12 protein-coding genes are annotated in these 13,177 nt (G+C 71.4%); 9 read left to right on the forward strand and 3 right to left on the reverse strand.

Annotated elements, in window-relative coordinates; genetic code table 11:
• Window positions 1–1,037: diguanylate cyclase domain-containing protein (locus tag OFY01_RS09725; RefSeq protein WP_266598324.1), on the forward strand; the 1,037-nt coding region annotated here is incomplete at its 5' end.
• A 164-nt stretch (window positions 1,038–1,201) separates the two neighbouring features.
• Complete coding sequence (gene hutH / locus OFY01_RS09730; protein WP_266598346.1) at window positions 1,202–2,740, forward strand: histidine ammonia-lyase; 1,539 nt, start codon at window positions 1,202–1,204, stop codon at window positions 2,738–2,740.
• A gap of 95 nt (window positions 2,741–2,835) precedes the next feature.
• Here hutH and OFY01_RS09735 read toward each other — a convergent pair whose 3' ends face one another.
• Window positions 2,836–3,123 (reverse strand): hypothetical protein, encoded by a 288-nt coding sequence (locus OFY01_RS09735; protein WP_266598326.1) that lies wholly within the window; start codon window positions 3,121–3,123, stop codon window positions 2,836–2,838.
• Window positions 3,124–3,232: 109 nt separating this feature from the next.
• On the opposite strand from OFY01_RS09735, the gene OFY01_RS09740 reads away from it, so the two are divergent.
• From OFY01_RS09740 to OFY01_RS09760, 5 genes are all read left to right on the forward strand, one after another.
• Window positions 3,233–3,568: a hypothetical protein gene (locus OFY01_RS09740; protein ID WP_266598328.1), complete on the forward strand. Its 336-nt coding sequence runs from the start codon at window positions 3,233–3,235 to the stop codon at window positions 3,566–3,568.
• A 227-nt stretch (window positions 3,569–3,795) separates the two neighbouring features.
• On the forward strand, window positions 3,796–5,049 hold the full coding sequence (locus OFY01_RS09745) for a L,D-transpeptidase (protein ID WP_266598330.1): 1,254 nt from the start codon (window positions 3,796–3,798) through the stop codon (window positions 5,047–5,049).
• A gap of 129 nt (window positions 5,050–5,178) precedes the next feature.
• Window positions 5,179–6,645: an ABC transporter permease gene (locus tag OFY01_RS09750; RefSeq protein WP_266598332.1), complete on the forward strand. Its 1,467-nt coding sequence runs from the start codon at window positions 5,179–5,181 to the stop codon at window positions 6,643–6,645.
• Between the two features lie 90 nt (window positions 6,646–6,735).
• Window positions 6,736–7,422 (forward strand): ABC transporter ATP-binding protein, encoded by a 687-nt coding sequence (locus OFY01_RS09755; protein WP_266598334.1) that lies wholly within the window; start codon window positions 6,736–6,738, stop codon window positions 7,420–7,422.
• Window positions 7,423–7,787: 365 nt separating this feature from the next.
• Window positions 7,788–9,161: a thioester domain-containing protein gene (locus OFY01_RS09760; protein ID WP_266598336.1), complete on the forward strand. Its 1,374-nt coding sequence runs from the start codon at window positions 7,788–7,790 to the stop codon at window positions 9,159–9,161.
• A 220-nt stretch (window positions 9,162–9,381) separates the two neighbouring features.
• On the opposite strand, the gene OFY01_RS09765 is transcribed toward OFY01_RS09760, so the two are convergent.
• Window positions 9,382–10,755 (reverse strand): rhodanese-like domain-containing protein, encoded by a 1,374-nt coding sequence (locus OFY01_RS09765; RefSeq protein ID WP_266598338.1) that lies wholly within the window; start codon window positions 10,753–10,755, stop codon window positions 9,382–9,384.
• 276 nt (window positions 10,756–11,031) lie between these two features.
• Here OFY01_RS09765 and OFY01_RS09770 point away from each other — a divergent pair, with 276 nt between their 5' ends.
• Complete coding sequence (locus tag OFY01_RS09770) at window positions 11,032–11,787, forward strand: sulfite exporter TauE/SafE family protein (RefSeq protein ID WP_266598340.1); 756 nt, start codon at window positions 11,032–11,034, stop codon at window positions 11,785–11,787.
• Between the two features lie 313 nt (window positions 11,788–12,100).
• On the forward strand, window positions 12,101–12,667 hold the full coding sequence (locus tag OFY01_RS09775; RefSeq protein ID WP_266598342.1) for a rhodanese-like domain-containing protein: 567 nt from the start codon (window positions 12,101–12,103) through the stop codon (window positions 12,665–12,667).
• A gap of 94 nt (window positions 12,668–12,761) precedes the next feature.
• Here OFY01_RS09775 and OFY01_RS09780 read toward each other — a convergent pair whose 3' ends face one another.
• A complete protein-coding gene (locus OFY01_RS09780) occupies window positions 12,762–13,028 on the reverse strand; it encodes a metal-sensitive transcriptional regulator (RefSeq protein WP_266598344.1) in 267 nt (88 codons plus the stop codon).
• Window positions 13,029–13,177: the final 149 nt, after the last annotated feature.

Raw genomic sequence — 13,177 nt, forward strand, 5'->3', positions numbered from 1 at the left:
GCAGCTTCGCGGCCCTGTCGGTGTGGGAGCGCGAACGCGGACGCCTCCGGGTCCTGGTCAACGTGGGCGACCTGGCCGCCGACGAGGAGGAGTTCCCGGACGCCGAGGCATACCCCGTGCACCAGTTCCCGGAGATCACCGAGTTCCTGCACGAGCGGTGGGCGGGTGGCGGCGAACCGGACGCGTGGGTGGAGACGGCCGAGGGGCCCGTGGAGCGGGCCGGGTACTGCCACCAGCGGGTCGCCGCCCTGCGCCGCCGCGGGCGCGGCTGCTGCGTCGTCGCACCGGTCGTGCTGCACGGGCGGGCCTGGGGCGAGCTGTACGTGGCGCGGCCGGCGGGGGCACCGGTGTTCGGGCGGGCCGACGCGGACTTCGCGACGGTGCTGGCCTCGGTGGTCGCCGCGGGGATCGCGCAGACCGAGCGCCTTGAGGAGGTGCGGCGGCTGGCCTTCACCGACGCGCTGACCGGGCTGGCCAACCGGCGGGCCGTCGACATCCGGCTCGACGAGGCGATCGCCCGGCACCGCGACGACGGCGCCGTGGTCAGCCTCGTGGTGTGCGACCTCAACGGCCTCAAGCGCGTCAACGACACGCTGGGGCACGCGGCGGGTGACCGGCTGCTCGAACGGTTCGGCTCGGTGCTCTCGCTGTGCGGGGCGATGCTGCCCGGCGCGCTCTCCGGGCGCCTGGGCGGCGACGAGTTCTGCCTGCTCGCGCTCGGGCCCACCGCCGACGACGTGGTCCGGGTCGGCGGTGAAGTATGCGTGCGCGCGGGTGACTTGGGGCTCGGCGACGGGGTGGCGTGCGGCATCGCGTCGACCGGTGACCCGATCGGCGAGGTCACCTCGGCGCGGCGGCTCTTCCGGCTCGCGGACGCCGCCCAGTACAAGGCCAAGGCGCTCCGCGCGGCCAAGCCGGTGGTGGCCGGGCGCGACGGCGGCCTCGACGACCCCGTCGTACGGCTCGCCGACTCCCCGCCGCAGCCCGCCGGGGAGGGGGAGCGGCGCCGCATCCGGGGCCTGGAACCGGACGCGTAGGGCTCGGACGGGAAGTGCGGGGCTCGGAACCGCACGCGTAGGGCTAGGAACCGGGCCCGTGCGGCTCGGAATCGGACACGTAGGGGCATCGTGCCGGTAAGGGGCCTTCCCGGCACCCGGTCGTGACATCCCGGGATTCACTGCGTACGCTCCTGAATATGGATATGCACACTGTGGTGGTGGGGACCTCCGGGGTCACCGCCGACGACGTCGTAGCCGTGGCGCGCCGCGGCGCCCGCATCGAGCTCTCCGGCGAGGCCGTGGCCGCCCTCGCCGCGGCCCGCGAGATCGTCGACGCGCTCGCCGCCAAACCGGACCCGGTCTACGGCGTCTCGACCGGTTTCGGCGCGCTCGCCACCCGGCACATCGACCACGACCTCCGCGCTCAGCTCCAGCGCAACATCGTGCGCTCGCACGCCGCCGGCATGGGCCCGCGCGTCGAGCGCGAGGTCGTCCGCGCCCTGATGTTCCTGCGCCTGAAGACCGTCTGCTCCGGCCACACCGGCGTACGCCCCGAGGTCGCCCGGACCATGGCGGACGTCCTGAACGCGGGCATCACCCCGGTCGTCCACGAGTACGGCTCGCTCGGCTGCTCCGGCGACCTCGCCCCGCTCAGTCACTGCGCGCTGACGCTGATGGGCGAAGGTGACGCGGAGGGCCCCGACGGGCAGGTCCGCCCCGCCGGTGAGCTGCTCGCCGAGCACGGCATCACCCCGGTCGAGCTGCGCGAGAAGGAAGGGCTCGCGCTGCTCAACGGCACCGACGGCATGCTGGGCATGCTCGCCATGGCCCTCGACGACCTCACCAACCTGTACAAGGCCGCCGACATCACCGCCGCGATCTCTCTTGAGGCGCTGCTCGGCACGGACAAGGTCCTCGCGCCCGAACTGCACGCCATCCGCCCGCACCCCGGGCAGGCCGCCTCCGCCGCCAACATGCTGGCCGTGCTCAAGGGTTCCGGCCTCACCGGCCACCACCAGGACGACGCGCCGCGCGTCCAGGACGCCTACTCGGTGCGGTGCGCGCCGCAGGTCGCCGGGGCCGGGCGCGACACGATGGCGCACGCGCGCGTGGTCGCCGACCGTGAGCTCGCGTCGGCCGTCGACAACCCGGTCGTGCTGCCGGACGGGCGCGTCGAGTCCAACGGAAACTTCCACGGCGCGCCCGTCGCCTACGTGCTCGACTTCCTGGCCATCGCCGCCGCCGACCTCGGCTCGATCGCCGAGCGCCGCACCGACCGGCTGCTCGACAAGAACCGCTCGCACGGACTGCCGCCGTTCCTCGCCGACGACGCGGGCGTCGACTCGGGCCTGATGATCGCCCAGTACACGCAGGCCGCCCTGGTCAGCGAGATGAAGCGGCTCGCCGTGCCCGCGTCCGCCGACTCCATCCCGTCCTCGGCGATGCAGGAGGACCACGTCTCCATGGGATGGTCGGCCGCGCGCAAGCTGCGCACCGCCGTCGACAACCTCGCGCGGATCGTCGCGGTCGAGCTGTACGCCGCCACGCGCGCGGTGGAGCTGCGCGAGGGCCTCACCCCGGCTCCGGCCACGCGGGCGGTCGTGGCCGCGGCCCGCGCCGCCGGAATCCAGGGGCCCGGCCCCGACCGCTTCCTGTCGCCGGACCTCGCGGCGGCGGAGAGCTTCGTACGCGGCGGGGCGCTGGTCGAGGCGGCCGAGTCGGTCACGGGCCCACTGGCGTAACGCGAGAGGGGCGCAGTGCCGCAGTGCGCAGGGGGGCGTAAGAGGGCGTACGGGGGGGCGGGAAGGCATTCGCCGGGCACTTCCGGCCGACGGCGTCAGTACGCCTCCGGCTCCCGCCCCCTGCGCACCGAGTACGTCACGAACCCCACGCCGATTCCCAGGAACACCGAACCGCCCACGATGTAGGGCGTGGTGTCGACCGAGCCCGTGTCGGCGAGGCGCAGCTGCTGCTCGGACTGCCGGTCCACCGCGGAGGCGGTCCGCTCCGCCGTGCTGGCGGAGGCCCCCTCGGGGGTCGCCGTGGCGGTCGGGACGAACCACAGGGCGCACAGGAGCGTGCCTGCGGCGGTGGCGGTGAGCAGCGGGCGGCGCGCGGCGGACACGTTGAGTGATCCCCCTTGTGGTGCTGGCGAATTGGGGTGACCGCCTGATGTTAATGAAAGGGGCGGGTCACGGGGAAGCCGTGGTTCCTCATGGCCGTACGCTCCCGTCATGAGCACTGATGACACGTCACGTTTTGTTCGGCTGAAGGTGGACTTGGTCCTGGAGGTGAGCGACGCCGAGGCGCTGACCGGGGCCGCGCTGCACCGCGTCACGGAGGACGACGCGATGCCCGCGGAGGAGCGGGCGCACGCCGAGGCGGCCGTGCAGGAGGACGAGGCGGAGGCCCTGGCGTATCTGGTGGACCCGTTCGACCTGGTCGGCGAGGTGCCGGGGGCGGAACTCGTCCAGGCGTCGTGGTCCAGCGAACAGGTCGACTACGATCCCGATTCGCCGGATTGGGACCTGGACGAGGATGATGACGGCGGCGAGGACGAACTCGGGTGACGCTACGCGGGTGACGTGGGGCTCTTCAGGGTCGCGTTACCACCGTCGCACCCGTGGTGACCGTCATCGCGAAAGTGGTGTCTCCCACATTCGGTCGGATCCGGGAACGGGACGTACCGGGCACCGCGTTGTGCAGGGGGTAGGGGGAAGTCCGTGTTCGGTGAAGCCCGGACACCCCCTGCCCCAGGGGAAGGTCGGGGAGAACGGCGACTATGGAGAAGCGTGTGATGACGGACAGTAAGCGGCGCAAGGGCCTGGTGGCCGCGTCCGCTCTGCTCGGCGGTGTACTGGTGCTCTCCGCGTGCAGCGGGGGCGGCGGTGACTCCGGCGGCTCGAACAACGCCAAGAAGGACTCGCAGCAGCGCGCCGACGAGGCCGCGGCGAAGAAGACCTCCGAGGCGGACATCAAGATCTCCCCGAAGGACGGCTCGGACAACGCCAGCATCAACAACGCCGGGGACGTCACGGTGAGCAAGGGGACGCTCACCGACGTCACCATGACCACGGTCGACGGCACCAAGGTCGCCGGCGCGATATCCGCGGACAAGAAGAGCTGGAAGCCCGCCGGACAGCTCGCGCGCGCGACCACGTACAAGATCGCCGCCGAGGCCAAGGACTCCAACGGCCGCGTCGCCCACGAGAACGCGTCGTTCACCACGGTCTCCCCGGCCAACAGCTTCATCGGCACCTTCACGCCGGACAACGGCACGACGGTCGGTGTCGGCATGCCCGTGTCGATCAACTTCGACAAGTCGATCACCAACAAGGCCGCCGTCCAGTCCCACATCTCCGTGAACTCCAGCAGCGGCCAGCAGGTCGTCGGCCACTGGTTCGGCGCCAACCGCCTGGACTTCCGCCCCGAGAGCTACTGGCAGGAGGGCTCGACCGTCACCCTGAAGCTCGACCTCGACGGCGTCGAGGGCGCCAGCGGGGTCACGGGTGTGCAGCAGAAGACGGTCTCGTTCAAGATCGGCCGTAACCAGGTCTCCACCGTCGACGCCAAGACCAAGATGATGACGGTCCAGCGGGACGGCAAGACGATCAAGACGATCCCGATCTCCGCCGGTTCGCCCGAGCACACCACGTACGAGGGCCAGATGGTGATCTCCGAGAAGTTCAAGGAGACCCGGATGAACGGCGCGACGGTCGGCTTCACGGACGACGACGGCAAGGGCGAGTACGACATCAAGGACGTGCCGCACGCCATGCGTCTGACGAACTCCGGCACGTTCATCCACGGCAACTACTGGGGCGCGCCGTCGGTCTTCGGCTCGGTCAACACCAGCCACGGCTGCGTGGGCCTGCAGGACAAGAAGGGCGCGAACGACCCGAACACCCCGGCCGCGTGGTTCTACAAGAACTCGATGGTCGGTGACGTCGTCATCGTGAAGAACACCGGCGACAAGACGGTCCGGCCCGACAACGGCCTCAACGGCTGGAACATGACGTGGTCCGCCTGGAAGGCGGGCTCGGCCGTCTGACCGGACGGGCTCTGAGGACACGAAGAGGCGGCTGCCCCGACCGGGGCAGCCGCCTCTTCGTGTTCCTTCTCATGGTTCTCTTATGCTGGCCTTATCCACCCGTCAGGCGCCGCGCCTAGTTTTCGCCGCATGTTCTTCACCTATCTCCGGCGTGAGCTGCGCCGCCGCAGAAAGGCGGCCCTCGTCGTCGCCTCCGGGCTCGCGCTCGGGATCGCGCTCGTCATCGTCGTCAACTCCGTGTCCTCGGGCATGGGCCGGGCGCAGGACAAGGTCCTGCAGTCGCTGTACGGCCTCGGCACGGACATGACCGTCACCAAGGCCGCCGAGGCGCCGAAGGCGGGCGCGACCCCCGGCCAGCGGTTCAAGTTCGGCGCCAAGAGCGGCTCCGACAAGCAGCAGAGCAGCGACCGCGTCATGGTGCAGGGGTTCCAGACCCTCGCCGACTCCACCGTGGACAAGGTCGGGCGGCAGAAGGGCGTCGCCGCCGCGGTGGGCGGCCTGAGCCTGCGGGTGATCAAGGTCGACGGCCAGTTCAAGCCCGGTCAGTTCAAGCAGTTCAAGCAGACCCAGGGCGGCGAGACCTTCCACAGGGGTGGCGCGGGCGGCACGGCCGACGGCGGCCCACAGGGCAAGGTCGAGGGCGGCGGCGCCGACTTCAACGTCGACTCCTACTCGGTGTTCGGCACCGACGTGACCCAGCGGAATCTCGGCCCGCTGACCTCCTCGAAGATCACCGAGGGGCGTACGTTCAAGACTTCGGAGACGAACGCCGAGGTCGCCGTCGCCGACTCCGCGTACGCCAAGGAGAAGAAGCTCTCCGTCGGTGACAAGGTCACCATCAAGGGCACCAAGTACCGGATCATCGGCATCGCCACGGCGGACAGCGGGGACGCGGCCGCCAACCTCTACCTCCCGCTGAAGCAGGCCCAGACGCTCGCCGACGCCAAGGCCGACGTGACCACCGTCTACGTCAAGGCGACCGACTCGCAGCAGATCGGCGCGGTCAAGTCGACCATCCAGAAGAACATCTCCGGCACCACCGTCACCACCTCCGCCGACCTGGCCTCCACCGTCTCCGGCTCCCTGTCCACCGCCTCCGACCTGGCCGCAGGCGTCGGCAAGTGGCTCTCGATCGTGGTGCTCGCCGCCGCGTTCCTGGTCGCCGGGCTGCTCACGTCGTCGGCGGTCTCGCGCCGCGTAAGGGAGTTCGGCACGCTCAAGGCCGTCGGCTGGACCTCGGGCCGGGTGACCCGGCAGGTCGTCGGTGAGGCCGTGGTCAGCGGGCTCCTCGGCGGTGTGCTCGGCATCGCGGTCGGCCTCGCGGGCGCGTGGGCGGTCACCGCGGTCAGCCCCACGCTCACGGCGCAGCTCGGCGGCGGCACCGGAGGCGGAGGTGGCGGTGGCGGCTTCGGTGGGCCGATGCGCCGCGCGGTGAGCCAGAAGAGCCTCGACGTCGCACTGAGTGCCCCCGTCTCCCTCTCCACCATCGCCCTCGCGGTCGGCCTTGCCGTGGCGGGCGGTCTCATCGCGGGCGCGTTCGGCGGTTGGCGGGCCTCGCGGCTGCGCCCGGCCGACGCGCTTCGCCGCGTCGAGTAGCCGCGCGAGAGCGCGCCCGGTCACCCGACCGCGGCGGCTCGCGAACCGACGGCCCCATCGAACCTCCTTACGTATCACAGGAGTTGCACCATGTATCAGCTCAGAGGCGTCACCAAGCAGTACCGGCGCGGCAAAGACACGATCGACGCGCTCGCGGGCGTCGACCTGACCATCGGCGACGGCGACCGGCTCGTCATCCAGGGCCCCACCGGCGGCGGCAAGTCGACGCTGCTGCAGATGCTCGGCGGGCTCGACCGGCCGACGTCCGGCAGTGTCGAGCTCGACGGCGTCGACCTGGCCCGGCTGCCCGAGGCACGGCTGACCAAGGTCCGCGCCGAGTCCATCGGCTTCGTCTTCCAGTCCTTCAACCTCATCCCGACGCTCACCGCCCAGGAGAACGTCGAGACCGCGCTCGTCCCGCTCGGCCTCAAGGGTCCCGACCGGCGCGAGCGGGCAGCCGACGCCCTCACCTCGGTCGGCCTCGGCGAGCGGCGCGGGCATCTGCCCGCCGAGCTCTCCGGCGGCCAGCAGCAGCGCGTCGCCATCGCGCGGGCGCTGGTCAAGAAACCGAAGGTGCTACTCGCGGACGAGCCGACCGGCAACCTCGACGAGTCCATGCGCGACGAGATCATGGAGGTGCTCGCGGCGCAGTGGAAGGAGCACGGGCTGACCTTCATCATGGTCACCCACGACTCGTCCATCGCCCGCAAGGCCCCGCGGCTCGCCACGATCCGCAAGGGCACCATCAAGGTCACGGAGAACGACAAGGCCGCCTGAGCGGCGAGCGCCCTGCCCGGACGACGTCCATGGCATCCGTGACGTGTGATCGGCCCCCTGCGCCCGACCGTGCGGCGTGCGGGGGCCGACCGGTCCTGGTCGCGCCGGTGACAAGGCGTCAAAGAGGGTGCCGGTCACGCGGGCGAGCCGTCTGCCGCGTGCCGCGCGTGACGACGGCACCGATCTGCCGGTGCGGGACCGGGTGTTGGGCGCGGCCCGGGGGTCCCTAGGATGAGCGGCGACCAACTCGGGCCGCGTTCTGGGGGCGTGGCATGTCGGTGGGGCGTCGTGTGGCGCCGCCGCCGAGAGGAGACCTATCTATGTTCCGTGTTCGCGGGCGGTTCATACCGTCCGTTTCTGCTGTCATGCTCGCGTCCGGCATGGTGTGCGCCGGGAGCGTGGCGCTCGCCGGTGCCGCTTCGGCCGACACCGGTGGTGACGCCGGAGAGTCCAACGTCGCCGTTCTGGGCAACATCACCCACGGTGGCCAGGTCGACATCCTCGACGGGGCCGACCACGTCCAGGAGCGGCTCGCCGGCGGCACCATCCAGCTGAAGCTGCGGAGCGGCACGCTGGAGACGTACTGCATCGACATCCACAACCCGACCTCCGCCGGTACGAAGTACAGCGAGACGGACTGGGACCACTCGGTCCTGTCGGACAAGAAGGACCGGCTCGGCAAGATCCGCTGGATCCTCCAGCACGCCTACCCCGTGGTCGGGCCCGACACGCTCGGCTCGAAGGCCGGCGTACAGCTGAACGAGGACACCGCCGCCGCCGCGACCCAGGCCGCCATCTGGCACTTCTCCGACGGTGTGAACGCGCACCCGAAGGACAAGGCGGCCGACAAGGTCACCATGTGGCTGGAGGACCAGGCCGAGAAGAACGGCTCCTCCGCCGAGCCGCTGCCGTCGCTGCAGCTCACCCCGGACAGCGTCTCCGGCAACAGCGGTGACAACGTCGGCCCGGTCACCGTCACGACCAGCGCCGACAAGGTCTCCCTCGGCCTCGACGACAAGGCCAAGGCCGCCGGGGTCAGCGTCGTGGACGCGAGCGGCAACCCCGCCACCACCGCCGCCAACGGCGACAAGCTGTACTTCAAGGTCCCGGCCGCCGCCCCCAAGGGCGAGGGCACGCTCACCGCGTCGACCACCACCCGGATCGAGGTCGGCCGCGTCTTCGGCCCGATCGACAAGAAGAGCCAGACGCTGATCCTGGCGGGCAGCACCGACGTACCGGTCTCCGCGACCGCGTCGGGCGCCTGGGCGCCGAAGCAGATGAAGGGCCCGGTCCCGGCCGTCACCTTCGAGAAGGACTGCGCCGCGGGCGGCGTCGAGGTGACCGCCTCCAACAGCGGTGACGAGGCATTCACCTTCACCCTGAAGGGCGAGACCCACACCGTTCAGCCCGGCAAGTCCGAGAAGATCCTGGTGAAGGTCGGCGAGGACCAGACCTACGACATCAAGATCGCGGGCACCGGCGGCTACGGACCGTGGCAGACCCACGGTGTCCTGGACTGCAAGACGTCCGGCGGCAGCGCCGCCTCCCCGTCGCCCAGCTCCTCGCCGAACTCCCCGGCGCCGGCCGGTTCCACCGGTTCCACCGGCGGCAAGAACCTGGCCCAGACCGGTAGCAGCAGCGCCACCCCGGTGATCGCCGGTGCGGCGGCCGTGCTCGTGGTCGTCGGTGGCGGCCTGGTCTTCTTCCTGCGCAAGCGCCGCTCCACGCCGTCCGCCTGACGGGCTGACGGACTGACGTGACGGGCCCCTCCCGTGCGGACATCCCGCACGGGAGGGGCCGTCGCGCTGTTCGGCGCCGCCGGAGCCTCGACGCCGCAGGTTCCGTGTGTTCCGCACGGCCGGGCCGAAGTGAGCGGGGGGCGCTTGAGGTCCTGGCGGTCCATGGCCGGGGTTCCGTCCGCGTCCTGGGCGGGGGCCGTGTGCTCGAAGTCGTCCTTGGTCAGGCGGTGGGCGCCCAGGCCGCGTAACCGCCGAGCAGGTCGCAGACCTCGGTGCGGCCTCGCTGTCGCAGCAGACTGGCGGCGATGGAGGAACGGTGGCCACCGGCGCAGTGGAGCACCAGGCGGCCCTCGGCGGGGATCTCGTCGAGGCGCGTGGCCAGTTCCGCGAGGGGGATGTGCCGCGCGCCCTCGATGTATCGCCCGTCGGCCCGCTCGCCGCAGTTGCGCACGTCCAGCACCAGCGGAGGCCGCTCGGAGGCGAGCTCGGCGCGCAGAGCGTCGGCGGTCAGACGCTCGGCCTGCCGCGTCTCGCTCCGCAGTGCGCGCAGCAGCTGCCCGGTGTCGGTCGCGTGACCGAGAACCCGGTCGAAGCCGATCCGGGCCAGCCGGGTGACGGCCTCCCGCTCGTGACCGTCCGGGGCGATGACGAGGATCTCGTCGGCCGGCGCGAAGACACTGCCCGCCTGCTCGGCGAACCGGCCGTCGATCGGGACGTTGACGGCCCCGGCGAGATGCCCGGCGGCGAACTCCAGCGGATCACGGGCGTCCAGCACCAGCGCGCCCTCCTCGCGCAGCCGGGCGAACTCGACCGGGTCGAGCGCGCGCGAGGCGTCTTCGGCGTCGTAGAGGTCCCGGTTGCGGCGGTTGAGATCGGCGTCGTAGGAGAAGTAGCCGGGTGCCGCCGACTGGCCCTCGGTGACCAGGGCGATGAAGGTCCGCTCGTCCATCGGGCGGCAGGCGTAGTTGGTGAGCTTCTGCATGCCGATGGTGGAGGAGCGTTCGGTGGAGAGGTTCTTGCCGCAGGAGGAGCCCGCGCCGTGGGCGGGGAAGACCCGGGTCTCCTCGGGCAGCGCGAGCAGCTTGTGGTGGACGCTGTCGTAGAGCATGGCTGCCAGTTCGGCGGCGGTGACGCCGACGGAGGCGAGCAGGTCCGGGCGTCCGACGTCGCCGACGAAAAGCGCATCGCCGGTCAGTACACCGTAAGGGACGGCGTCGTCGGGGTACTCGTACACGACGATGCTGATCGACTCGGGCGTGTGCCCTGGGGTCTCCAGGATCTGGAGGGTCACGTCGCCGAGGCTGATCCGCTCGCCGTCGGCGAGCTTGCGGATCGGGTACTCGGTCTCGGCCCGGCGGCCGTAGCCGATCCACGCGCCTGTGCGGGCGGCGAGCTCCAGATGTCCGGCGAGGAAGTCGGCGTGGAAGTGCGTGTTGATCACGGCTTCGACGGTGAAGCCGTGATCCTCGGCGTCCTTGACGTACTCGTCCACATCCCGGCGCGGGTCCACGACGACGGCGCGGCCGGTGGCCGGGTCGCCGATCACGTAGGCGGCCTGGGACAGGCAGTCGAGGTAGTGCTGGGCGAAGTACACGGGTGACCCTCCTGTGCTGGGTGGTGCGGTGCCGCCCGGGGTGTTCCGGTGGCGGGGACTGGCGACCCTTATGCCCCCGGGGGTATGTTGCCGGTCGGTCGTATACCGGGTGGGGTATACGATGGAAAGCATCGTATACCTAGGGGGGTATATGCAAGTGAAGTCGATCGCCGTCGGAAAGGCCCAGGTCATGCACCTTGCTCACAGTGCCGTCTGTCGATCCGGACGCCGCGTGCCCGGAGGTCCGGAGGCACTCATAGCCGGCGCGGTCACCCGATGACCGCGCTCATCCTGGCTCTGCTCGCGGGCGCCGTGGTCGGGCTCGCCCTCGGCAGCCTGGGCGGTGGTGGGAGCATGCTGGCCGTTCCGGCGTTGATCTACCTACTCGGTTTCAGCCCTGCCGTGGCCACCACCGCGAGCCTGCTGATCGTCTCCGCGACCTCGGTCACCGGGCTGATGGCCCACGCCCGCGCCGGGCGCGTGCGCTGGCGCAGCGGTCTGCTCTTCGCGGCCGCGGGCCTGCCGGTGGCGGCGCTGTTCGGCCTGCTCTCCACCAAGCTCCCCGGAGCCCTGCTCACCGTGGCCTTCGCGCTGCTGGCAGGGTTCGCCGCCTGGCGCATGCTGCGTCCCGCGAAACCCGCGGCCGACGGACCCGCCGAGGCCGCCGGCCCCGGACGCGCGGCCGCGGTCGGCGGCGCCCTCGGCGGCGCGACCGGGCTGCTCGGCGTCGGCGGCGGCTTCCTCGCCGTTCCCGCCCTGGTCTCCGTGCTCGCCTTCTCCATGGCCGAGGCTGTCGGCACCAGCCTCCTGGTGATCACGGCGAACTCGTTCGCCGCGCTCGTCCCGCGTCTCGGCGCCGTACACGGCCTGGACTGGGCCGTCATCGCGCCCTTCACCGCAGCCGCCGTCCTGGGTGCCTGGGACGGCAAGCGTCTCGCCGACAAGCTGTCAGGCCCCACCCTCCAGCGGGTCTTCGGCGTCGTCCTGCTCGTCGTCGCCGCGCTCATGCTCGTCTCAGCGCTGGTCGCGTGAGGGCGCCCATCGCGCTGATGCGTCCTGGGTGAACCGGCCTCGTTCGGACCGCCTCTGCTCGGGCTGCCTCTGCTTGGGCCGCCCCTCTGCTTGGGCCGCCCCTTGTAAACCTGCGCCACACTGCTCGGGACTGCCCCTGCCGCGACCGTTCGCGGCTGCTTCTGGCCCGGACCGGCCGGCTGGGACCCGACGTCGTCCCCGCGCCCCCGGGCTTCCCCTATGATCCCGGACCCTGCCCTACGACCTTCGGGTGCCGCTCGTGCGGCGCCCCCCCGCCTCGGCCCATTCCAGCTCCGAAAGGAACATCCCACCGATGACCACGCCCCTGACCGTCGACGAGCTCAAGCACCGCCTCGGACTCCTCACCGTCATCGACGTGCGCAGCCCCGGAGAGTACTCCGGCGGCCACATACCCGGCGCCCACAACATCCCCCTCGACAAGCTTGCCGAGGCCGTCCCCGCTCTCAAGGCCGCGGCCGCGAAGGCCGAGCTGGCCGTCGTCTGCGCCTCCGGCAACCGCTCGACGACCGCCTGTCGGCAGCTGGCCGATGCCCAAGTCGCCGCTTTCAACCTCACCGGAGGCACCCAGGCGTGGCTCGACGGCGGCCATCCGCTCGACCGCCCCGCCGCGGGCCGCGCGGTGTGGGCCATGGACCGCCAGGTCCGGTTCGCGGCGGGCACCCTCGTACTGGCCGGTGTCCTCGCCGACCTCGCGCTGCCGGGTGTCCGCTGGGTCTCCGCCGCAGTCGGCGCCGGGCTCGCCTTCTCCGCGCTCACCAACACCTGCGCCATGGGCATGATGCTGGGCAAACTCCCCCACAACCGCCCCAAGTCCCAGCTGCCGAGCCTCGACGACACCCTCACGACCCTGGGCCGATAGCCGACCCGCGCCGAGGGGCGGGCGGCGAGCATCCACGGGCTGCGGCCCCGGGCGCGAGTTCACGTCCGGGGCCGCTTCTGCGTCTCATGCGGTCTCAGGCCAGAGTGAGGAACAGCTTCTCCAGCTCCGCCTCGTTCATCGGTATGCCGCCGTCCTCGGCCTCGGCCAGGCATTGCCGCATACCGCTGGCGATGATCTTGAATCCGGCCCGGTCCAGCGCCCGGGAGACGGCCGCCAGCTGGGTGACCACGTCCTTGCAGTCCCGTCCGGCCTCGATCATCGCGATCACACCCGTGAGCTGCCCCTGCGCTCGGCGCAACCGGTTCAGTACCGGCCCGACCGCCGTCTCGTCCACCTGCATCCTTGCCTCCTTCAACCATGCAACCGTACCCGGGTGGGTATTCGACCGGGAGCGTGTGCCGATCACCGGGTACGGGCTGGGCATGTATGAGGTCGAAGAACAGGCCCGGACGAGGTCGGCGCGGTTGCCGGTCCGCCGCGGCGGACCGG

Source organism: Streptomyces beihaiensis (assembly GCF_026274175.1).
Lineage (GTDB): Bacteria > Actinomycetota > Actinomycetes > Streptomycetales > Streptomycetaceae > Streptomyces > Streptomyces beihaiensis.